This is a genomic window from Rhizobium acaciae (assembly GCF_025941625.1).
GTDB classification, from domain to species: Bacteria; Pseudomonadota; Alphaproteobacteria; order Rhizobiales; family Rhizobiaceae; genus Rhizobium; species Rhizobium acaciae.
Map to the genome: position 1 here is coordinate 202104 of NZ_JAPCZO010000002.1, position 22411 is coordinate 224514.

22 protein-coding genes are annotated in these 22411 nt (G+C 61.0%); 5 read left to right on the forward strand and 17 right to left on the reverse strand.

The annotated features are described in order from the left end of the window. Window positions 1-19: 19 nt before the first annotated feature. Window positions 20-1051 (forward strand): aldo/keto reductase, encoded by a 1032-nt coding sequence (locus tag OLZ32_RS04730; RefSeq protein ID WP_264419781.1) that lies wholly within the window; start codon window positions 20-22, stop codon window positions 1049-1051. Between the two features lie 109 nt (window positions 1052-1160). On the opposite strand, the gene OLZ32_RS04735 is transcribed toward OLZ32_RS04730, so the two are convergent. Then, window positions 1161-2945, reverse strand: coding sequence for an APC family permease (locus OLZ32_RS04735; protein ID WP_264419783.1), 1785 nt, complete (start codon window positions 2943-2945; stop codon window positions 1161-1163). Between the two features lie 249 nt (window positions 2946-3194). Here OLZ32_RS04735 and OLZ32_RS04740 point away from each other — a divergent pair, with 249 nt between their 5' ends. The 4 genes from OLZ32_RS04740 (at window position 3195) to OLZ32_RS04755 (ending at window position 7033) form a co-directional block, all read left to right on the forward strand. Next, on the forward strand, window positions 3195-5564 hold the full coding sequence (locus OLZ32_RS04740; RefSeq protein WP_264419785.1) for a DUF1989 domain-containing protein: 2370 nt from the start codon (window positions 3195-3197) through the stop codon (window positions 5562-5564). Window positions 5565-5845: 281 nt separating this feature from the next. Next, window positions 5846-6055, forward strand: a complete 210-nt coding sequence (locus tag OLZ32_RS04745; protein ID WP_003548109.1) for a cold-shock protein — start codon at window positions 5846-5848, stop codon at window positions 6053-6055. Between the two features lie 128 nt (window positions 6056-6183). Continuing rightward, window positions 6184-6408 carry a hypothetical protein gene (locus tag OLZ32_RS04750; RefSeq protein WP_003548112.1) on the forward strand — a complete coding sequence of 75 codons (225 nt, stop codon included), beginning with the start codon at window positions 6184-6186 and terminating at the stop codon, window positions 6406-6408. 244 nt (window positions 6409-6652) lie between these two features. Beyond that, complete coding sequence (locus OLZ32_RS04755) at window positions 6653-7033, forward strand: DUF6481 family protein (RefSeq protein WP_264419788.1); 381 nt, start codon at window positions 6653-6655, stop codon at window positions 7031-7033. A 41-nt stretch (window positions 7034-7074) separates the two neighbouring features. Here OLZ32_RS04755 and minE read toward each other — a convergent pair whose 3' ends face one another. The 16 genes from minE to OLZ32_RS04835 form a co-directional block, all read right to left on the reverse strand. Further along, window positions 7075-7335 (reverse strand): cell division topological specificity factor MinE, encoded by a 261-nt coding sequence (gene minE / locus OLZ32_RS04760; RefSeq protein WP_003548116.1) that lies wholly within the window; start codon window positions 7333-7335, stop codon window positions 7075-7077. Continuing rightward, on the reverse strand, window positions 7332-8147 hold the full coding sequence (gene minD / locus OLZ32_RS04765) for a septum site-determining protein MinD (RefSeq protein ID WP_018448670.1): 816 nt from the start codon (window positions 8145-8147) through the stop codon (window positions 7332-7334). Before minD ends, minE begins: the two co-directional genes overlap by 4 nt. A gap of 85 nt (window positions 8148-8232) precedes the next feature. Beyond that, on the reverse strand, window positions 8233-8952 hold the full coding sequence (gene minC, locus OLZ32_RS04770; protein ID WP_003548119.1) for a septum site-determining protein MinC: 720 nt from the start codon (window positions 8950-8952) through the stop codon (window positions 8233-8235). A gap of 209 nt (window positions 8953-9161) precedes the next feature. Next, window positions 9162-9764 (reverse strand): methyl-accepting chemotaxis protein, encoded by a 603-nt coding sequence (locus OLZ32_RS04775; protein ID WP_003548122.1) that lies wholly within the window; start codon window positions 9762-9764, stop codon window positions 9162-9164. 101 nt (window positions 9765-9865) lie between these two features. Then, window positions 9866-11203 carry an NAD(P)-binding domain-containing protein gene (locus OLZ32_RS04780; RefSeq protein WP_264419791.1) on the reverse strand — a complete coding sequence of 446 codons (1338 nt, stop codon included), beginning with the start codon at window positions 11201-11203 and terminating at the stop codon, window positions 9866-9868. Between the two features lie 50 nt (window positions 11204-11253). Next, window positions 11254-12294 (reverse strand): heme-dependent oxidative N-demethylase family protein, encoded by a 1041-nt coding sequence (locus OLZ32_RS04785; protein WP_264419793.1) that lies wholly within the window; start codon window positions 12292-12294, stop codon window positions 11254-11256. A 31-nt stretch (window positions 12295-12325) separates the two neighbouring features. Beyond that, on the reverse strand, window positions 12326-13291 hold the full coding sequence (locus OLZ32_RS04790; protein ID WP_264419795.1) for a PDR/VanB family oxidoreductase: 966 nt from the start codon (window positions 13289-13291) through the stop codon (window positions 12326-12328). Next, complete coding sequence (locus OLZ32_RS04795; protein WP_003548131.1) at window positions 13288-13893, reverse strand: dimethylamine monooxygenase subunit DmmA family protein; 606 nt, start codon at window positions 13891-13893, stop codon at window positions 13288-13290. The genes OLZ32_RS04790 and OLZ32_RS04795 overlap by 4 nt, the downstream gene beginning before the upstream one ends. A gap of 11 nt (window positions 13894-13904) precedes the next feature. Further along, window positions 13905-15038 carry an aminomethyltransferase family protein gene (locus OLZ32_RS04800; RefSeq protein ID WP_003548132.1) on the reverse strand — a complete coding sequence of 378 codons (1134 nt, stop codon included), beginning with the start codon at window positions 15036-15038 and terminating at the stop codon, window positions 13905-13907. 150 nt (window positions 15039-15188) lie between these two features. Continuing rightward, window positions 15189-16073 (reverse strand): formyltetrahydrofolate deformylase, encoded by an 885-nt coding sequence (gene purU, locus OLZ32_RS04805; RefSeq protein ID WP_264419799.1) that lies wholly within the window; start codon window positions 16071-16073, stop codon window positions 15189-15191. A 97-nt stretch (window positions 16074-16170) separates the two neighbouring features. Then, complete coding sequence (gene glnT, locus OLZ32_RS04810; RefSeq protein WP_027665464.1) at window positions 16171-17478, reverse strand: type III glutamate--ammonia ligase; 1308 nt, start codon at window positions 17476-17478, stop codon at window positions 16171-16173. A gap of 83 nt (window positions 17479-17561) precedes the next feature. Beyond that, a complete protein-coding gene (locus tag OLZ32_RS04815) occupies window positions 17562-18890 on the reverse strand; it encodes an FMN-binding glutamate synthase family protein (protein ID WP_003548137.1) in 1329 nt (442 codons plus the stop codon). A gap of 14 nt (window positions 18891-18904) precedes the next feature. Next, window positions 18905-19591 carry a GltB/FmdC/FwdC-like GXGXG domain-containing protein gene (locus OLZ32_RS04820; protein ID WP_003548139.1) on the reverse strand — a complete coding sequence of 229 codons (687 nt, stop codon included), beginning with the start codon at window positions 19589-19591 and terminating at the stop codon, window positions 18905-18907. Window positions 19592-19629: 38 nt separating this feature from the next. Beyond that, window positions 19630-20538: a class II glutamine amidotransferase gene (locus OLZ32_RS04825; protein WP_264419802.1), complete on the reverse strand. Its 909-nt coding sequence runs from the start codon at window positions 20536-20538 to the stop codon at window positions 19630-19632. 88 nt (window positions 20539-20626) lie between these two features. Further along, window positions 20627-21307: a helix-turn-helix domain-containing protein gene (locus OLZ32_RS04830; RefSeq protein ID WP_028741877.1), complete on the reverse strand. Its 681-nt coding sequence runs from the start codon at window positions 21305-21307 to the stop codon at window positions 20627-20629. Window positions 21308-21387: 80 nt separating this feature from the next. Next, on the reverse strand, window positions 21388-22347 hold the full coding sequence (locus OLZ32_RS04835) for a GlxA family transcriptional regulator (protein WP_264419805.1): 960 nt from the start codon (window positions 22345-22347) through the stop codon (window positions 21388-21390). Window positions 22348-22411: the final 64 nt, after the last annotated feature.

A 22411-nucleotide genomic window follows, 5' to 3' on the forward strand; every position in this document is an offset into this window, starting at 1 on the left:
TCCGCATGAGGAGGAAGAAATGGATTATCGCAAGCTCGGTCCCAGCGGGACCGTCGTCACCGCCTATTGCCTCGGCACCATGACCTTTGGCGCGGAGGCCGACGAGGCCGCCTCGCACAAGCTGCTCGACGATTATTTCGCCTGGGGCGGCAATTTCATCGATACCGCCGATGTCTACAGCGCCGGCAAGTCGGAAGAGATCATCGGACGCTGGCTGAAGGCGCGCCCGACCGAAGCCCGCCAGGCGATCGTCGCCACCAAGGGACGCTTTCCGATGGGCAACGGCCCCAATGATATCGGCCTGTCGCGCCGGCATCTTAGCCAGGCGCTCGACGATTCGCTCCGCCGCCTCGGCCTCGAGCAGATCGACCTCTACCAGATGCACGCCTGGGACGCGTTGACGCCGATCGAGGAAACGCTGCGCTTCCTCGACGATGCGGTTTCCTCCGGCAAGATCGGCTATTACGGCTTCTCCAACTATGTCGGCTGGCACATCGCCAAGGCCTCGGAGATCGCCAAGGCGCGGGGTTATACGCGTCCGGTGACGCTGCAGCCGCAATATAACCTGCTGGTGCGCGACATCGAGCTCGAGATTGTCGCGGCCTGCCAGGATGCCGGCATGGGTCTGTTGCCATGGTCGCCGCTCGGCGGCGGCTGGCTGACCGGCAAATACAAGCGCGACGAGATGCCGACGGGCGCCACCCGCCTCGGCGAAAACCCCAATCGCGGCGGCGAATCCTATGCGCCGCGCAATGCGATGGAGAGAACCTGGGCGATCATCGCTGTCGTCGAGGAAATCGCCAAGGCGCACGGCGTCAGCATGGCGCAGGTGGCGCTGGCCTGGACGGCGGCGCAGCCGGCGATCACCTCCGTCATCCTCGGCGCCCGCACGCCGGAACAGCTCGCCGACAATTTGGGCGCCATGAAGCTCAAACTCTCCGACGACGAGATGGCCAAACTGAACGAGGTGAGTGCGCCCCAGCCGTTCGACTACCCTTACGGCAAGGGCGGCATCAACCAGCGCCATCGCAAGATCGAGGGCGGCCGCTGAGCCTTCCGTCTGCAACCGGATGAGTCGTCTCGCCCGCTCTGCAGCCACCAATGAAAAAGCCGCCATGTTTCCATGGCGGCTTTTCGGCCTTTCTGCTTGGGAGGCGATTTTAGGCCGGAAGCTGGAAGATGACGTTGGCGATCAGGACGATCGCCAGGCCGCCGGCGAGTGCGAGATAGGGCAGCATGCCGGCTTTCTTGACGCCGAGATCCTGGCCGACGAGGCCAAGATCCTCCATCGCGCCGGCCGGGAATTTGCCGCCGTCGCGCACATAGTGGCGATAGGCGAAGACCGGCAGGATCAGGGCGGCGAAGATGAAGCCGACCCAGAGCGCATTGGAATAACCCCAGACCTTGGCACCGGCGCCGAGGAAGAGCGCATTGACGAAGGCCAGCACGGTGTTGAGGCCGATCAGCCAGGTCGGCGCCTTCCAGGGGCGTTCGATATGGCCGGAATCCATCCGGTGGATCCAGCCGGAATTGAGGTTCAGGAAGTTGAAGATGATGTAGCCGACATTCGAGACGGCGAGCACGAAGAAGTAGCCGCCGACATCCGAGGCGATCGCCAGCAGGAAGAGATTGAAGGCGAAATCGGTCCACATCGCCCTGGTCGGCGCGCCGTGTTCGTTGACGTGGTCGAGATATTTCGGCAGCCAGCCGTCTTTCGAACCCTGGTAGAGCGTGCGCGAGGAGCCGGCCATCGCCGTCATGATGGCGAGGAAAAGCGCCATGATCATCAATACGACGAGCAACTGGGTGACGATCCGGCCGGCGCCGATCAGGCCGCCGAGCGCTTCGGCAACACCCGTACCATCGACGATGCCGGGGGCCAGCATGCCTGCATGGCCGAGAACGCCCTGAAAGGCGAAGGGCACGAGGAAGAAGAACAGGCAGCAGGCAAGGCCGGAATAGAAGATCGCCTTGAAGGTGTCGGTCTTCGGGTTCTTGAGTTCGCGGGTGTAGCAGACCGCCGTCTCGAAGCCGTAGGTCGACCAGGCGGCGATATAGAGGCCGCCGAGGAAGAGCGTCCAGCCGCCGTTGCTCCAGGTGCCGTCGGCGGCGGCATAGGCGGCTGTCGGCGGCACGAGGCCGGTGACGTTGGTGGCAAGGATCTGGCCGCTGACGATCGGGTAAAGGCCGATGATGAGCAGCGGCACCAGCACGATGATGGCCAGCCACTTCTGCACGCTTGCCGTTTCCGAAATGCCACGATGCTGGATCGCGAAGATGATCAGCATCAGGATGCCGCCGATGAAGAAGGTGGCATTGATATTGGCGGTGGCAAGGAAGGGGATGTTGAAGCTGAAGAGCGACCAGCTGCGGATCGCCGGCGTCAGGGCGGCGACGCCATCGGCGCCGAGCAATGCCTTGACGGCGTCATCCGGCGTGGTGCCGGCATGGGCTGCGATATATTCGGCGACGCGGGAACTGTCGGCCGTGATGGAAGCGGCATGCGCTGAGATCCAGTCGAGGACCATTTGCGAATCCGCCGCCGGAATCGGATAGAATGCGTTGAGGATGTAACCGGCGGCGATGGCGCAGCCGAGCGACAGCACCGGCGACCAGGCAAACCAGTTGCACCAGACGGAGAGCGGCGCGATGAATTTCGAGTAACGCAGCCAGGCGGTGGCGCCATAGACCGAGGCGCCGCCGGATTTGTTGGCGAACATGCCGGCGATTTCGGCATAGGTGAAGGATTGCAGGAAACCCATCACCATCGAGATGATCCAGACGACGAAGGCGAGCTTGCCCGTCGTGCCTGCGATGCCGCCAATGGAGAAAAGAACGAGCGGCGGCACGCCCGCAGCCACCCAGAATGCGCCTTTCCAGTCGAGCGCGCGTACAAGCTTACCTTCGGTGCCGGATGCAATCCCGGCCTCCACAACGTCTGTCATCGGTGAAATTCCCCATTCTATTTGTTCCGGACGTATCTTTGTACGTCTCCCTGAACGTGTCTCCCTGACAGTCTCAAGCCCGCCCGGATGATTTTGGCGATCCGTGTTCCCGACGGATTCCCGAGTCTCAACTCTTTATACATAGTGAAGATATTTTCTTTTTAGTCAACATCACTTTACTTTCCCGGGGCATTTTGTAACCTGCATGGGTGGGTGTCCGAGGACGCCCGATCCTCCCATGAGGGCAGTATGCGAGAACTTCATCCTGCTATGACAGGCCTACGGCTGGCCGCTCCGAGCCTCGTGCATTATCCCGGCATTCCCATCCTGCCGGAGGGAACGGAGCGCTATAGGGCAAAGGGCGGCGGATCGGTCGTTATGCGCGTCGAGCCGGGCGATCGCGTCAGTGTCATCGACAGCGAGGGCGGTCAGCTCTGCGAGATCTCCTTTCTCGACGAGAAAGGGCGCTTCCTGGCCGCCGGTCTCGGAACGGATTTCAGTAATTCTGCCGAGGGTTTGAAGGCCATTCTTCAAGCAGAAGATGAGAGCGCTGCCCGTACGCGTGCAGCACTTCAGCGTCGCGGCGCCGATCTGGCAGCGGCCGGCGCGCTCTGCATTTTTGGGGCGGGATCGACGCCTGGCAGCCGGGCGGAATTTAGGATTTCCATGAAGGGCCTGCTGATCGTCGCAGCACCCGCCAGCGCCATGTCGCCGGAGGCGCAGGATACGGCGACGCCGATCGAGATCAGGATCCAGCGCAGCCTGCTGATCCGCGATTATGCCTCCGCCCTGCCGGAACCGGCGGCCGATCCGGTCGAGGATATCCGCATCCGGGCGGCGACCGCCGCGGCCTATTTCGTGCGTGCCGGCGAATTCATCCAGATCATCGACGTCTATGGGCGCCAGTGCACCGATTTCCAGGCCTTTGCCGCCCGCAAGGTCGACAAGGGTCTCGACCTCGCGCTCGATTCCACCGTCACCCGCACGTTGCTCAGCCGCAGCTATCCGATGCCGGGTCTCCCCTCCAAGGCCTTCGACCGCGACTTCGAGCCGCTGGTCGAAATCGTCCAGGATACGGTCGGGCGTCACGACGCTTTCGCGACCGCCTGCAATTCGCGCTATTACGACGACATGGGTTATCCCGGCCACGTCAACTGCACGGATAATTTCAACGCTGCGCTGGCGCCCTACGGCATTGCCGGCCGCAAGGGCTGGGAAGCGCTGAACTATTTCTACAACACCAATATCGACCACAACAACCAGCTCTATCTCGACGAGCCCTGGTCGCGTCCGGGCGATTACGTGCTGATGCGGGCGCTGACCGATCTCGTCTGTGTCTCCTCGTCCTGCCCTGACGATATCGACGCTGCGAACGGTTGGGATCCGACGGATATCCACGTCCGCACCTTTTCCGGAAAAGAGAAATTCTCACGAGCGATGGCCTATCGCATGACCCCAGATGCAGACGCCGAACTGACGCGCGAAACCGCCTTCCATCCCCGCCTCTCCGCCTTGACGCGGGACTACACCGAATATCGCGGCTTCTGGCTGCCGAACCGCTTTTCCAGCGAAGGGCCGGTCGAGGAATACTGGGCCTGCCGCGAGCGCGCCGCCGTCATCGACCTCTCGCCGTTGCGGAAATTCGAGGTGACGGGGCCGGATGCCGAGGAGCTGCTGCAATATTGCCTGACGCGCGACGTGCGCAAACTGTCGACCGGCCAGGTCGTCTATTCCGCCATGTGCTGCGAAAACGGCGGCATGATCGACGATGGCACGCTGTTCCGGCTCGGTGACAAGAACTTCCGCTGGATCGGCGGCGATGATTTCAGCGGCATCTGGTTGCGTCAGCAGGCGGAGAAAAAGGGCTTCAAGGCCTGGGTCCGCTCTTCGACCGATCAGATGCACAATATCGCCCTGCAGGGGCCGAAAAGCCGCGATATCCTCAAGGAGATCATCTGGACGCCGCCGCGCCAGCCTGATATCGGCGAGCTCGAATGGTTCCGCTTCACCGTCGGCCGCATCGGCGGCTTCGAGGGTGCTCCGATCGTCGTCTCGCGCACGGGTTACACCGGCGAACTCGGCTACGAGATCTTCTGTCATCCGAAGGATGCGCTGACGGTGTTCGACGCCGTCTGGGAGGCGGGCCAGCCGCACGGGTTGAAGCCGATGGGGCTGGAGGCGCTCGATATGGTTCGCATCGAGGCGGGCCTGATCTTTGCCCATCATGAATTCACCGACCAGACCGACCCGTTCGAGGCCGGGATCGGCTTCACCGTGCCGCTGAAATCCAAGCAGGACGAATTCATCGGCCGCGAGGCGCTGATCCGGCGCAAGGAGCATCCGCGCCATCTGCTCGTCGGCCTCGACATCAAGGCCAACGAGGCCGTCGGCCATGGCGATTGCATCCATATCGGCCGGGGCCAGGTGGGCGTTATCACCAGCGCCACCCGCTCGCCGATCCTCGGCAAGACGATCGCGCTCGCCCGCATCGACGTGATGCATGCGGGCCCCGGTACCGAGGTCGAGATCGGCAAGCTCGACGGCCACCAGAAGCGCCTGCCGGCGACGATCGTGCCGCTTTCGCACTACGACCCGCAGAAGACGCGGCCGCGCTCGTAGTGCCTGCTTTCGAGGTCGGGAGACGGCGATCGGCAGTTGATATTGCCGCGACGCGCACGATCAGCGAGATGCAATCTAATGGCGAATTGGCGAGTCAAAAAAACTAAAAGTTGACATATCCGGCTTTGATGATTATATCTCGGTGGTCGATATTGCTTGTTTGACTTTTGTTATCGCACGCTGGCAACGTGCCCTGGACGAACTTCCCTCTTCAAAATCGAGATCATCATCCGTCGTGCTTCCGCACGTGCGGTCGTTCAATTGCTATGAAAGGGTTTGTTATGACCACTGGCACAGTTAAATGGTTCAATTCCACCAAGGGCTTCGGCTTCATTCAGCCTGATGACGGCGGCGCTGACGCCTTCGTCCACATCTCTGCCGTCGAACGCGCTGGCATGCGCGAAATCGTCGAAGGCCAGAAGATCGGCTACGAGCTTGAGCGCGATAACAAGTCGGGCAAAATGTCCGCTTGCAATCTCCAAGCTGCTTAAACTGAAATCTGCTTTCCTTTGACCGCGGATGTACCGGCACTGTCGAAAGTATGATACTATCAAGGTCAGGCAAGTTGCCTGGCCTTTTTGCTGCTTTCGCCAAGCGGGCTCACAAATCCGGGATTAATATGACAGAGTCACACAGCAAATCACGCAAGCAGGCGGAGATTGCCTTCGGAAACGCGCAATCGCAATTCCTGGCGCGAAGCCGCGCGGTCGAAGAGATCGATTCGACCGTACGTGCCCGCGAGGAAAAAACCTTGCGGTTACGCGAAGCGCGTGAAGCCAAGGAATTGCAGGATCGCTTGACAGGGGTTACTGCTCCCGGCGCGAAGCGAAAAAAGAAAATCTGACCTACTGCATAATTCCCTAAATCGGATTCGATTTCAGGATAAAGCATGCGGCGGTTCAACGTAATACAGCGTCCTTCGCGCGTCTGATGGCGCGCGGCGCCTTGGAACAGGATGATTTTAGGCCGGATCGGCCTAGACACTGAATCTGTTCTAATTAAAGAGTAGAGCATGATGTGGTCCGAAAACCGCCCACGCTTTTCGACATCATGCTCTCGGGTCGAAGTCAAACAGTCAGGAAACAGATTTGAAAAACGCCAGAAACAACGAGCTTTCCGATCGCCGCAGCGCCGCTGCCGAAGCCAAGGCGGCTCTCCTCAATGCGTATCGCAGCGCCAAGGATTCAGCCGAACCCACAAGGCTGGCAAAGCAGGCGGAGCGTCAAGCCATTGCCGCGGCCAGGGAAGAACGTCGCGCTCAGCGAGAACGGGTCAAGCTCGAGGAGCTGGAGCGGGCTCAGGCCGCCGAGGCCGAACGTCAGGCTGCCGCCGAGGCCGCAGCACGCGCCGATGCCGACGCGCGCGAAGCAGCTGACAGAGACCGGAGCGCCCGCGTGATTGCCGACGAAGCCGCCCGAAAGGCCGAACGCGACCTGCGTTACGCCAATCGCAAAGCCAGGAAGTCCTGATCGTCAGCGCCGCCTGTTGTCGCAACAGGCAGCGCTCTCTTTCAAGCGGCCTGCACGGCCGCATTCAGCGGGATTTCGACGTCGATCTCAAGGGTCGAGACGTACTCGTTGCGATCGATCGTCACCTGCACCTTGTCGTGGTCGAGTTGTACATGCTTTGCGATCACCGCCAGGATTTCCTCGCGCAGCAGGGTGACCAGGTCCGACCCCGCCGAGGAACGTTCATGGGCGAGAAGGACCTGCAGCCGTTCGCGGGCGGCCGGTGCGGTTCTCTGTTTGTTGAAAAGACGGAAAATATTCATGCCGCCCTCCGTCCGAAGATCTTTCCGAAAATATTTCTCTTTTCCTCTGGGATGGCGATCGGCACCGTCTCGCCGGCGAGCCGGCGAGCAGCGTCGAAATAGGCCATCGCAGCCGCGCTGCGGCTGTCTGCCAGCGTGACCGGCGCACCGATGTTGGATGCCCGCAGAACATCCATGCTTTCGGGTATGATGCCGAGCAGCGGGATGGACAGGATTTCCAGGACGTCGTCGACCTTGAGCATGTCGCCGCGTTCGGCGCGGTTGGCGTCGTAGCGGGTGAGCAGCAGGTGCTTTTCCATCCGCTCGCCGCGTTCGGCCTTGGCGGTCTTGGCATCCAGCAGGCCGATGATGCGATCGGAATCGCGCACCGACGAGACCTCGGGATTGGTGACGACCACGGCAACATCGGCGTGGCGCATGGCAAGCGTTGCGCCGCGCTCGATCCCGGCGGGGCTGTCGCAGATGATCCAGTCGAAATAGCGCTTCAGGTCGTTGATGACGCGCTCGACGCCCTCGGCCGTCAGATTGTCCTTGTCGCGCGTCTGCGAGGCCGGCAGCAGGAACAGCGTTTCCAGCCGCTTGTCGCGGATCAGCGCCTGGGTAAGCTTGGCGTCGCCCTGGATGACATTGATCAGGTCGTAGACCACCCTGCGCTCGGCGCCCATGACGAGGTCGAGATTGCGCAGGCCGACGTCGAAATCGACGACGACGACTTTTTCATTGCGTTGCGCCAGCGCCGCTCCCAATGCGGCGGTCGAGGTTGTCTTGCCAACCCCGCCCTTGCCTGACGTGACGACGATCACTTTCCCCATCATTGTCTCTCCTTTGCCGTGGCCCCAGTAATTCAAGGTGTTAAAGCGTCCTTTGCGGCTCTCGAAGAGACGCGCGGCGCTGTCGTCAGATCAGTTTTTCCGCCATGATCGCGTCGTCTTCGAGCCAGAGCTGAACAGCCTGTCCGCGAAGATTGGGGGCCATGTCTTCCGCCATTTTGTAGATGCCGTCGATTGCAACCAGCTCGGCCTCGAGCTTGCGGCAAAAGATCCGCGCCGATGCGTTTCCGATGGATCCCGCCATGGCTCGGCCACGCAAGGCGCCATAGATATGGACGGACCCGCCGGCGATGACCTCGGCACCGGAGGCGACCGATCCGATGACGGTGACGTCGCCTTCCGGAAAGATCACCGATTGCCCCGAGCGCACCGGCTCCCTGATGACGATCGATTGCATGGCCGGGCGGGTCTCCGCCACTGCCTGTTTGCCGGGCGGATCGGCAGGCTCCTTTGCCTGAACCTCGATGTCGGAAACCGAACGACCGCCTTTGAGTGCCGGCGGCATGCCGGATCCGAGGATCGAAGGCCGCGCGCCCTCGATGCCCATGATGCTGACATTGCGCTTGGCAAGTTCGGCGATCAGGTCCTTCAACTGCGACCGGTCGATTTGCAGGTCCGTCAGATCGAGCACGACAGGCCGTCCCAGGAAGAAGCCGGCCGAACGCGCGGCCAGATCGTCCAGCCTGATCAACCAATCATCGATCGGAAGATCCGGGGACAGCATGACCGCGAGGAATGAGCGGCCCTTGATGCGGATAGAGCGAGCGTCTGTTAGCACTTTGGTCATCTATGTGAAGAAATCGTTGACCATGTCTACCGCTGCTATAGTTAACAAAAAGTTAACGCAGCCTTAATATTACCCGCAATCATTTGAGATTCGTCAAGCGCGGGATTACCGCAAGCCATTGGAAAAGCGTTGTAATCTGCGGAGGCGCCGAACGGTTAATAATGCGGCTTTGAACGTGAGCCGCAAATCCGCCGCTGCCTGGGAAAAGCTCAGCCTTCCGCCTTGCGTTGTGCGTTGGAAATGGCGCGTGCGGCCTCTTCCGAGGAGTTGGCGAGCGCGCGCATCTCGGCGGCAAGCACCGCAAAGCCCGACCCGGCCGTGCCGGCGCGGGCGGCCTCGATACCGGCATTGACGGCGAGCAGCTTGAGGTAACGCAACGATTGCAGGATCTCATTGGTCTTCGACGCGGTGACGCGCATGTCGGCGGTCTGGTCATCGATTCGCTGGTAGAGTGATTCGATGTTGATGATGCTGCCTTCGAGATAGAGAAGCTCGCCCTTCTCGTCCCAGATGCCGCCGCCCGTCTCGGTCACCCAGATGAGATGGCCCATGGCGTGACGGATGCGATATTCCATCGTCCAGTCTGTGCGCCTCTCCAGCGCCCGCCCGACGATCTCGTCCATCAGAGGCACGTCTTCCTCGTACATGATCGAGGTGAAGGTCCGCGTGCGGTTGCCGATGATTTCGTCGACGGGATAACCGAAGATGCGCTCGATGCCGTTGGTCATCTCAAGCATCGTGTAGTTTTCATCGGCACGGCAGCGATAGAGAAAACCGCTCATGCGCCCGAGAATGCTTGTTTGAAAATCCATGAAGGCGACATCCGAAAAGAAGAGTTGCAGATGGATTTATGTCGTCTCGTTTCCGGAGGAGCGTGCACGAACACCTCCTCCGGCAATGCAGGCCCGCCTCATCAGTTACGCAGATATTCCTCCATGGAATCGTCGAGCGCCTCGACCCAGGGCGTGTGGTGCGTCGGCGACATGTTGCCGGTCATCAGCGATCGGTAGGCATGGTCGCGGAAGCCCATGATGTTGTGGGCCTTGTGGTGTTCCCACTCCATGAAGGTCTGGTTGGTCCCCTCGATGTCGAAGCTCGGATAATCGGTTTCGGCAAGCAGTTCCTTCACATAGTCGCCCTGATACCAGATCATCTGCTCGGCATCCTCGAGCGTTTCCTCGCGGGCGCGCCACATGTCGAAATTGGCCTTCAACTCCTCTTCCGGCGGCAGGGTGATGCCGCCCATCATCACGTCGCGCGCCCACCAGGCCTGAACGTCGAACATGTTGAAGGTGTAGAACTGGTCCTGCATGCCGATATAGAAAAGCTGCGGGTTCTTGTCGAAGATCACACCCTTGTAGAGGCTGTCAGCCCAGAGGCGGTTGGCGGTCTTCAGCCGGAGATCGTCAGGCAGGAAGGGGAAATGGTGCTGGTAGCCGGTGCAGAGGATTACCGCATCGACCTCCTTGGTCGAGCCGTCGAGGAAATGCGCCGTGCGGTTTTCGAGCTTGGTCAGCAGCGGCCGCTCTTCGAAATTCTCCGGCCATTTGAAGCCCATCGGCTTCGAGCGATAGCTCGTCGTCACGGATTTCGCGCCGTATTTCCAGCATTGCGAGCCGATGTCCTCGGCCGAATAGCTGCGGCCGACGAGCAGGATGTCCTTGCCCTTGAACTCCAGCGCGTCGCGGAAGTCGTGGGCATGCAGCACGCGGCCGTTGGACGTCTTCACGCCCTCGAAATAGGGAACGTTCGGCGTCGAGAAGTGACCTGATGCCACGACGACATAGTCGAACTCCTCGTCATACATCCGGTCCTCGATGCGGTTATGCGCCGTCACTGTGAATTTCTTCGTCTGATCGTCGAAGCGGACCATGCGCACCGGCGTGCTGAAGCGGACCCAATGGCGGACATTCGCCTTCTCGACGCGTCCCTTGATATAATCCCAGAGCACGGCGCGCGGCGGATAGGAGGCGATCGGCTTGCCGAAATGCTCCTCGAAGGAATAATCGGCGAATTCGAGGCATTCCTTCGGGCCGTTCGACCAGAGGTAACGATACATGCTGCCGTGGACCGGCTCGCCATATTCGTCGAGCCCGGTGCGCCACGTATAGTTCCAGAGCCCACCCCAGTCCGACTGCTTTTCGAAGCAGACGATCTCCGGGATTTCGGCGCCCTTCTGGGCGGCCGATTGAAAGGCGCGCAGCTGCGCCAGTCCGGAAGGACCGGCACCGATGACGGCTACTCTAGTCATGAAGCATTCCCCTCTTGATTATCTCGCATTGCCTGACACATCGCTGCGCCTCAGTCCGGATAGATACCGGCGCTGGTCGGCGCCCCGTCGTCATATTTGGAAAACCAGTCGATCGTCGTCTCGCGGAAGCGGGTGAGGCCCTTGTAGTCGATAAGTTCTGGCGGCAGCGTCTTCAGCACGCGCGGGAAGCGGCGCGCCCATTTCGGCACGGTGACGAGCTCTTCCATGTTCATCAGGTAGCAGCGGATGACGAAGAGGATGGCGTTAGAGCGCGGCAGGCGCCAGAGGCTCTGCAGCTCGACGCGCAGATGCACCTTCTCGCCGACATTCTCCTGCGTCACCGTGGTGCGATCGGGACCCCATTTGTGATAATTCTCCGGGCTGGTGTCGAGCCGCGGATTGATCGTCATCGTCCAGTTGAAACGGCGTGTCGGCTTGCCCTGCTGCAGGTTCAGCAGGAATTTCAGCGCCCTGTCGAAGACGCCGATCTGGTGGGCGAGCGGCACCGGCCCGTGCCATTCCATGAAGTTCATGCCGATATCGAAATCGAGCGACCAGTCGGCCTGTGTCGTCACCATGCCGGCATCCATCCAGAGATTGCCGTCGCGCTGGTCGACGATGCAGAAATCGCCCTGGGCCTGGCGGGTGATATATTCGAAGGGCTCATAGGGCAGCGTCGAGGCATCGCCAAAGGTGAAGCTGTCGTCGATGCCGAGCGGGCGGTTGATCCAGCGCCACTGGTCACCGTTGCGGATCAGGGTGAAGTGGTCAGGGTAACCCGCCGCCTGCTCTTCCATCAAAAGTTCGAGCGTGTCCCATTGCGCGCTCATCATGTGCGGCAGGGCCTGATAGCGTAGCGGATCTTCCTTCAGGACCAGCGCCCGGTCGTGCATCTCGGCGACGTAATGTTCGTCGACGTCGATCAGGCTTTCGTAGACGGTTCCCGCCCGGCCGTGCACATGCGGCTCCATATTGACCGAATACATGTATTCGTCACGGTCGAAGGGAAACGGGAAACGCCGGATATTCTCGGGGCTGTTCCGATAGCTGAAATCGTTCCGGAAGGTTTCCTGCTTGAAGACGATTGCCATGTCCGGTCTCCTTGTTCCGCTTCCGATGCCGCTAGAGATCAAGATGCAGCGTGTTTCCCTCGAAGCGGGAAACGCAGATCATCACCTTGCGGCCGGATGCTTTTTCTTCGCTCGTCAGATAGACGTCATGGTGCAGCAGCTTGCCGTCACAGGTGACGACCCCGGTCTCGCATTGACCGCAGGCGCCGCCGCGACAGAGGAAGGGCGCGTCGACGCCCGCCGCCTCGATCGCCTCCAGCATGCTTTCGTGATGGCCGACCTTCACGGTCTTGCCGGAACGGAGCAGTTCCATCGTGAAGGGCTTGCCTGGTAGAGACGACAGGAACCGTTCCGAATGCAGGTTCTGCTCCGGCCAGCCGGCATCAAGGCCTGTTTTCAACACGCCGTCGATCATGCCGGACGGACCGCAGACATAGAGATGCGTGCCGAGCGGCTGGGTGCCGAGCAGGCGCGTCAGGGGGATGGCGTCGCCTTCGGCATCGCAATAGATCTTGATGCGATGTCCGCCGTAGCGCTCGACGAGTTGCTGCCAATAGGCGCCGCGGTCGCGGGTGCGGATGGCATAATGCAGCTCGAAATTGGCGCCTTCGCGGGAAAACTGCTCCATCATCGCGATGAAGGGGGTAATGCCGATGCCGCCGGCGATCAGAAGGTGCTTGCGGCCGCGCCAGTCCGGCTGGAAAAGGTTGACGGGATAGCTGACCTTCAGCTCGTCGCCTTCTCTGACCTTCTCATGCATGAAGGTGGAGCCGCCGCGTGAATCCTCGACATGCAGCACGCTGATCTCGTAGGCGGCGCAATCATGCGGCGGCGACATCAGCGAATAGGCGTTGCGGCGCATATGGCCGCCATCGTTCATCAAAACGATGACGTGGGCGCCGCCGGAGAAATAGGGCATCGGCTTGCCGTCAAGGCGCTCGAAACGGAAGCGCTTGACCCGCTCGGCGATTGGCGTGATCCGCGTCACGCGGACAGGAATTTCAGTGCCACCGCTCAAAGGAACAACTCCTCCGGATCAGGCGCGCTGCCCGGTTCTTCCGCATCGATGTTGACGCCCTGGAAGGCAGCCAGCCGGCGCGAATAATGGTCGCGCACCAGAAGGGGCAGCCCGCAATGGCTACAATTGAAGGGGCTGGTGATGACGTCGTCGGTGATGCCCTTGCAATGGACGCATTGCACACGCCGGGCCAGCGAGCCGCGATGCTCGGTGATGACGGAGGCATGGTCCATGCCGTAATCGAGCGCCACCAGCATTGCCTGGCCGATGAAACCTTCCGTGCCCGACAGATAAAGCCGTGTGCCCATATGGGCGGTGGCAAGTGAACCCTTCAATCGGAAGAGCAGCGTTGCGATGGTCGGGGCCGTGAAGAACATGTCGGCGCCGAGGCGGGCCAGCGTCTCGTCGAGGCCGGATCCTTGCGAGCCGCGGGCGACATAGAGGATCTCGCTGCGGGAAAGAGCCGTTTCGTCAAGCGCCGGCTGCTGATCGAGCAGAGCCCTGGCACCCTCCCCTTCGAGGGCGAAAATATGCCGCCGGGCGCGCGGCTGGATGGTCAGGCCCGTGTAGACTGGTCGGCTTTTGATGCCTGCAACGAGCATTGGCGTGCTCCTTAACCTACGGCAATCCTCTTCTTCTTCTCCGGATCGTCGAAAGGAAGCGTGTGGGCGGTGGCGCCTGCCTTCACGGTCTTGCCGCGGACTTCGAGTTTCGTCCCATGTACCGCCTTGTCAACGTCCAGACGGGCAATCGCCATGGATTTCTGCGTCAGCGACGAATAGCTCGGGCAGGTGATGACGCCGACTTTTTTGCCGTCGGCAAAAACTTCGTCGCCGAGATCGGCCGGTCCGTCGGCATCGATCAGCATGCCGAAGATCTTGAAGCGTTCCTTGCCCTTGAGGCGGGCATGTTCCTCGGCGCCACGGAAACCTGTCTTGCCGGGGCTGACGGTGAAGTCGAGGCCGAGTTCCCAGAGGCTGTCGCCGGGCGGCTGATCGGCGAACGGATACATCTGCGAATTGTCGTAGGGGTAGAACAGCAGATAGCTTTCGACCCGCAGCATGTCGAGAACCGAGAAGCAGCAGGGGATGATGCCCATCTCCTTGCCTTCCTCGACGATCCGGTCCCAGACCATGACCGCGTCCTGGCCGCGCACGAAGATCTCGTAGCCGCGTTCGCCGGTATAACCGGTGCGCGAGATCATCACCGGTGCGCCGAACAGCGTCGTCTGCATGTGGTGGAAATATTTGAGATCGCGGATGCCAGGCACATATTTGGCGAGATAGTCGACCGCGAGCGGACCTTGCAGCGACAGGTCGTGCAGGTCGTCGTCGAAGAGCACGGCGCAATTTCGGCCGGCGGCCTGCTTGACGAGCTCCTCGTGGCCGGAGCCGGAGCCGTGCACCAGCATCCAGGAATTCGGGCCGGTGCGATAGACGATGCAGTCGTCGGTGAAGTGGCCGCGCTCGTTCAGCATGGTCGCGTAGACCGACCGGCCGGGGTAGATCTTCGTCAAGTCGCGGGTGGTGATGGAGTCAAGCACGGCGATGGCGTGCGGGCCGACCAAATGCACCTTCTTCAGGCCCGAGACATCCATGATGCCGGCCTTGGTGCGGACGGCGACATGCTCTTCAGACATGTCCTTGTCGTAGGTCCAGGCGGTTCCCATACCGCTCCAGTCCTCGAGCTTCGATCCCAGAGCGCGATGCCGATCCGCCAAGACGGAGAAACGCCATGATAAAGCCATTGTCCGTTCCCTTTTGTTTCCTCTACGGAATATTTATTTCCTGACTATATAAGTCTTTCGCGCCGTGGCAAGCCCGCCCGGCATGCATTTCCCAAAACTTTGACGGCGTCTGTCCTGCGGCGCGATGGGTGCGATGACGCCAATCATCTCTCAGCCCATCCGCTCCGACGCGTAACTTCCCGGGCTTGCCGGGAAGACCACGGTGCGGTTGCCGTTGATGAAGGTGCGGTGATGGATATGGGCGTGGATGGCACGCGCCAGCACCTGGCTTTCGACGTCGCGGCCGATCGAGACATAGTCGTCGGGTGACTGTGCATGGGTGATGCGCGCCGTATCCTGCTCGATGATCGGGCCTTCGTCGAGATCGGCGGTGACGTAATGCGCCGTCGCGCCGATCAGCTTCACACCGCGTTGATAGGCCTGCTTGTAAGGGTTGGCGCCCTTGAAGCTCGGCAGGAAGGAATGGTGGATGTTGATGATCTTCCCGGACATCTTCTGGCACATCTCGTCCGACAGGATCTGCATGTAGCGGGCGAGCACGATCAGTTCGGTGCCGGTCTGCTCGGCCACCTCCATGATGCGGGCCTCGGCCTGCGCCTTGTTGGCCTTGGTGACGGGAATATGGTGGAAGGGAATGTCGTGGTTGACCACGACCTTCTGGTAGTCGAAATGGTTGGAGACGACGCCGACGATATCGATCGGCAGTGCGCCGATCTTCCAGCGGTAGAGCAGATCGTTGAGGCAATGGCCGAAGCGCGACACCATCAGCAGCACCTTCATGCGCTTCTCGCTGTCGTGAAAATCGTAATCCATCTCGAAGGGTGCCGCGACGGCTGCAAAACCGGCGTCGATATCGGCGCCCGAAAGACCTTCTTCCGAAATGAAGCTGACGCGCATGAAGAACTTGCCGGTATCGAGATCGTCGAACTGCGAGCTGTCGATGATGTTGCAGCCCTTGTCGGCCAGATAGCTCGAAATCGCCGCTACGATGCCGCGTGTCGATTTGCAGGATACGGTGAGTACGAAGTTCTTCATGCTGTCACTTTCTTCGCCATATCAAGTGCAGAAGGTCCGATCACGCCGGAGCTTGTCTGCTCCGGCGCATCAGCGTGTCTTCAGAACGTCCGTCCGTTCAGATATCGAGCGTGCTGTCGCGTTCCCACTGGGTGAAATGCGAGCAGTAGGCATTCCATTCCTGATGCTTGAGCTTGAGATAGGCGGCAGAAAACTCGGCCCCGATCGCCTGCTTCAAGCCCTCGTCTGCATCATAGGCACGCAGCGCATCGAGCAGGTTGAGCGGCAGGCGCGGCGCGTCCTTCACCAGATACCCCTCGGCATACATGTCGATATCGTAGTGCCGGCCGGGATCGGCTTGGCTGCGGATGCCGTCGAGGCCGGCGGCGATGATGATCGCCTGCAGCAGGTACGGATTGACCGCACCATCAGGCAGGCGCAGCTCGAAGCGGCCGGGTCCCGGCACGCGCACCATGTGGGTGCGGTTGTTGCCCGTCCAGGTCACGGTGTTCGGCGCCCAGGTCGCGCCCGATGTGGTGCGCGGCGCGTTGATGCGCTTATAGGAATTGACCGTCGGATTGGTGATCGCGGCAAGCGCGGAGGCGTGCTTCATGATGCCGCCGAGGAAGGTTTTACCCTGAGCGGAGAGCCCAAATGGCATTTCCTTGTCGGCGAAGGCGTTGACCTTGCCATCGATGTCCCAGACCGAGATGTGGGCATGGCAGCCGTTTCCGGTCAGGCCTTTGAAGGGCTTCGGCATGAAGGTGGCGCGAAGGCCGTGCTTTTCGGCGACCGACTTGACCATGAACTTGAAGAAGGAGTGCTTGTCTGCCGTCTGAAGCGCGTCGTCATATTCCCAGTTCATCTCGAACTGGCCGTTCGCGTCCTCGTGGTCGTTCTGATAGGGCTTCCAGCCAAGCTCGAGCATGTAGTCGCAGATCTCGGCGATGACATCATAGCGACGCATCACGGCCTGCTGATCGTAGCAGGGCTTTTCGGCTGTATCGAACTGGTCTGAAATCACCGAGCCGTCCGCGGAGATGAGAAAGAACTCAGGCTCCACGCCGGTTTTCACCCGGAGCCCCTCTTTCGCAGCTTCAGCGACCAGTCTTTTCAGCACCACGCGCGGTGCCTGTTCGACAGGCTGATCGTCCATGACGCAGTCGGCTGCAACCCATGCGACGTCTTTCTTCCAGGGTAGCTGGATGACCGAGGAAGCATCGGGAAGCGCGAACAGGTCGGGATGGGCTGGCGTCAAATCGAGCCAGGTTGCGAAGCCCGCAAAGCCGGCGCCATCTTTCTGCATATCGGCGATGGCTTCTGCGGGAACCAGCTTGGCGCGTTGGCCGCCGAACAGGTCGGTATAGCTGATCATGAAATATTTGATGCCTTTGTCTCTGGCAAAAGCAGCAAGGTCCAGTGTCATTCTCGTTCCCCTTTGGATTTCTTGGAGACACTTTGGTTATGGATGCGAGACGGCCGGGACGTTTGCCCGGCCGGTAGTAGAAATCAGTAGCCTCCCTTGCCGGGATACCAGTTTGTGCCGGCGAGCGGGATCTGGGCCATGGCGGCCGCCTCCATCGTCAGGGCGCAAAGATCTTCCGGTTCCAGGTTATGAAGGTGGTTCTTGCCGCAGGCGCGCGCGATGGTCTGGGCTTCCAGCGTCATGACCTTCAGATAGTTGGCAAGACGGCGGCCGGCGGCGATCGGATCAAGCCGCTTCATCAGTTCCGGGTCCTGCGTCGTGATGCCAGCCGGGTCTTTGCCTTCGTGCCAGTCGTCATAGGCGCCGGCCGTCGTGCCGAGCTTTTGATATTCTTCTTCCCAGTGCGGATCGTTGTCGCCGATCGCAACGAGTGCTGCCGTGCCGATGGCAACGGCATCGGCCCCCAGCGCCAGTGCTTTCGCCACGTCGGCGCCCGAACGGATGCCGCCCGAGATGATCAGTTGCACCTTGCGATGCATGCCGAGATCCTGCAGCGCCTGGACAGCGGGGCGGATGCAGGCGAGCGTCGGCATGCCGACATTTTCGATGAAGACATCCTGCGTGGCGGCGGTTCCGCCCTGCATGCCGTCGAGCACCACCACGTCGGCGCCGGCCTTCACGGCGAGCGCTGTATCGTAATAGGGACGCGCGCCGCCGACCTTCACATAGATCGGCTTTTCCCAGTCGGTGATCTCGCGCAGTTCCAGGATCTTGATTTCGAGGTCGTCCGGGCCAGTCCAATCCGGATGGCGGCAGGCCGAGCGCTGATCGATGCCTTTCGGCAGATTGCGCATGTTGGCGACTCGATCGGAGATTTTCTGGCCGAGCAGCATGCCGCCGCCGCCGGGCTTTGCGCCTTGACCGACGACCACCTCGATCGCGTCGGCGCGACGCAGGTCCTTGGGATTCATGCCGTATCGCGACGGCAGATACTGGTAGACCAGCGTCTGCGAATGGCCGCGCTCTTCATCGGTCATCCCGCCGTCGCCTGTCGTGGTGGAGGTTCCGGCAATCGTTGCGCCGCGTCCGAGCGCTTCCTTGGCATTGCCGGAGAGCGCGCCGAAGCTCATGCCGGCAATGGTGATCGGCGTCTTCAGGTGAATGGGTTTTTTGGCGAAGCGCGCGCCGAGGACGACCGAGGTATCGCACTTCTCGCGGTAACCTTCGAGCGGATAGCGTGAGATCGATGCGCCGAGAAACAGCAGGTCATCGAAATGCGGAACCTTCCGTTTGGTGCCGGCGCCACGGATGTCGTAAATGCCGGTCGCCGCAGCACGGCGGATTTCCGCCAGCGTGTAATCGTCGAAGGTCGCGGATTTGCGCGGCGGGGTATAGGGGTTGTGATAGCTCATGATGGTCCCTCGCCTTAATATGCGTCAGCGTTGTCGATATTGAAATTGTAAAGCTTGCGGGCGGAGCCGTAACGCTTGAATTCCTCGGGCCTCACTTCGGTCACGCCCGCCTTTTCGAGAAGTTCGGCCAGCTTCGTCAGATGCTCGGGACGCAGCTCCTTTTCGATGCAATCTGCACCCAGGCTCTTGACCGAACCGCGCACGAAGAGCTTTGCCTCGTAGAGCGAATCCCCAAGCGCATCGCCGGCATCGCCGAGCACCACGAGGTGGCCGGACTGGCCCATGAAGGCGGACATGTGGCCGATATTGCCATGAACGACGATGTCGATGCCCTTCATCGAGATGCCGCAGCGTGACGCCGCATTGCCCTTGATGACAAGGAGGCCGCCGCGACCGGTTGCGCCGGCATACTGGCTGGCATCGCCCTCGATGACGACTGTTCCAGACATCATGTTTTCCGCAACACCCGGACCTGCCGAACCGTGAACGGTGACTGTCCCGCCGTCGTTCATCCCGGCGCAGTAATAGCCGACCGACCCCTTCACATCGACCGTGACGGGCGCATCGATACCGACGGCAACCGAATGGCTGCCGCGCGGATTGACGACTTCGAAGGAAAGATCGTTCGAACCGTTCTGGATGTTGTGCAGGGCGCTGTTGAGTTCACGCAACGGCGTAGTGGCAAGATCAATGACAGGCATGTTTCGATAACCCTTGGAGAATACGCATGAGGCACCGGTCAAGCGACCTTCTGGTGATCCCAGAAATAGACGGTTGCAGGTTCCGGCTCCCAGACCCGGGCATTCTCGATGCCGGGCAGATTGACGAGCGCCCGGTATTCGGAACCGAAGGCGACATACTGGTCGGTTTCGGCCATGACGGCGGGCTTGCAGGCGATCGCGTCGCGCACGACGCCGAAGCCGGACTTCGTGCCGACGACAAAGGTGAAGAAGCCGTCGAGGTCATCCACCGCGCCTTCCAGCGCCTGGCCGAGATTCTTGCCCTTGGCCATCTCTGCCGTCAGATAGGCGGCGGCGACCTCGGTGTCGTTTTCGGTTTCGAAGGTCATGCCTTCGCGCTTCAGTTCGCGGCGCAGATTGTTGTGGTTGGACAGTGAGCCATTATGCACCAGGCATTGGTCGGAGCCGGTGGAGAAAGGATGGGCGCCAAGCGTCGTGACGGCTGATTCCGTCGCCATGCGGGTATGGCCGATGCCGTGGGTGCCGGCCATTGAATTGACCGCGAAGCGCGAGACGACATCCTTCGGCAGGCCGGTTTCCTTGTAGATCTCGATGGCGTCGCCGCTGCTCATGATGCGGATATTCGGACGCAGCTCGGCAACGGCTGCCTTGCCCGTGTTGAGCAGATCCTTCGCAAGCGTGATGACGGCATGGGTGCTCTTCACCTGGATGGCGACCGATGCGCCAACTGCCTGGCCGAGCTCGGCCTCGAGGCCGGCGAAATCCTTCTTCGGATTGGCCGACTGGATGGTGATCTTGGCATTGTTGCCGCTGGCGTCGCCATAGATCGCGATACCGGCGCTGTCCGGCCCCCGATCCGTCATCGTCACCAGCATCGAGGACAGCAGTGCCCCGAGCTCCGGTTCGAGACTTTTATCCTTGAGGAAGAGACCCACAATTCCGCACATGACCAGACCTCCGTTCGTGTTGAGAAAGGACTAGCAGGTCTGTTTTGGGTTTTCAACTCGGAAGAAAGATTTTTTCTTTTAAGGCAAGTCAGCTTTTCGAACTCTGCTGTGGATAGCTGATGATCGAGAGGTATTTGCTCGGCAGTTTCACCAGCTGCTCCGGCCCATGCGGCGCATCGGCGTCGAAGAACAGGCTGTCGCCCGGCTGCATCTGGAAAAGCTGGTCGCCGTGACGGTAAACGACTTCGCCCTCGAGCATATAGAGAAATTCCATCCCCTCGTGCTGGAAGGTCGGGAAGATGTCGGAGTCGGTCGTCAGGGTGATGAGGTAGGGCTCGACGATGACGCCGCTGGTATTGTTGTCGATATGACCGAGCACATTATATTGATGGCCGGCGCGTGTGCCGCGCCGTTCGAGCTCGATGCCTTGGCCTGCCTTGACGAAGACGGCGTTGCGCGGTTCCTCGAAACGGCGGAAGAAGGCCGTCAGCGGTACGCCGAGCGCCCGCGACAGCGATTGCAGCGTCGTCAGCGACGGCGAGATGTTGCCGTTCTCGATCTTCGACAGCATGCCGAGCGAAATGCCGGTCGCCGCCGCCAGATCGGTGACCGTAATGCCGAGTTTCTTGCGATAGGCGCGCACCTCATGGCCGATCGCCATTTCGAGGTTGTTTTCCTTCGGCTCACGGACGGCGTGCGGGTCCTGGGAAAAGGGAGCGCGTCCGCCCGCCTGTTCCGGTTGCTCTGCCGCTTCACGCCTGGATTTCATGGATTTTCCCCTGCCGCCATCTCTTTTGTCCAAAGGCAACCCTATCGTCATAGTGAAAATTTCTCAACCGTGAAGAAAACCTATTCCCGCCGCGCTGCGCGCGGGGCGATGCCGTAGACGGCACGGAACATCCGGGAAAAATGGCTCAGGCTGGAAAAGCCGGTGGCCACCGCGATTTCCGAGACGGAAAGCGGGCTCTGCTTCAGCAGCCGATGGGCATGCTGCAGCCTGATCCTGCGGTACTGATCAAGGTAGGTGGTGCCGAGATGAGCCGCAAAGAGCCGGTCGAGATGGCGGGTGGTGACGCCGGCAATGCGCGCCATGGCGGCACGCTCCAGCGGCATCTCGATCGTCTCCTCCATCCGTTCGAGAACGCTGAGCAGACCGGGATGATGGACGCCGTAACGCTGCGCCAGCGAGGCACGCTGGGGTGCAGCGGGCTCGTTGACCTCTGTATGAAGATACCAGTCGCTGACCCGGCGGGCGAAATCCGGCCCCATGCGCTCGGCGATCAGCACATGCATCATGTCGAGCGGTGCGATGCCGCCGCCGCAGGTAATCCGGTTGCCGTCGATCAGGAAGCGCGCCTGGCGCGGCGTGAGGTCCGGGAAGGCTTCGAGAAGGGCGGCGGCATGCTCCCAGTGGATGGTGAAGTCGCGGCCGCCGAGCAGTCCGGCAGCGGCCATCAGATAGGGCCCGCCCGAGATGCCGCCGATCCTCACCCCTTCGCGCGACAACTGCCGCAAGCAGGACAGCACGCCGGGATACCGCCAGTCGCGGGGCAAACCGCCGGCGCAGACGAAGGCCGTTCCGAGACCCGAGCCTCTGAGGGGAAGAGGTTCGGCGGGGACGCTGACGCCCGAGGAGGAGAGTGCGGCTGCGCCATCCGGCGAGAAGACCTGCAGCCGATAGATCTCGCGTCCGGCCAGAAGATTTGCCGCCCTCAGCGGTTCGGTCGCCGAGGCATAGGACATCAGCGCAAATCCCGGGATGAGGATGAAGCCGATCGTCTGCACATTTCTGCTATCAAGCGAGGACATGTCTCTTTCTTAGCGATTGATGTCCCTTTTGTGCAAGTCCGCCCTCCCCTTTCTGGCATCATGC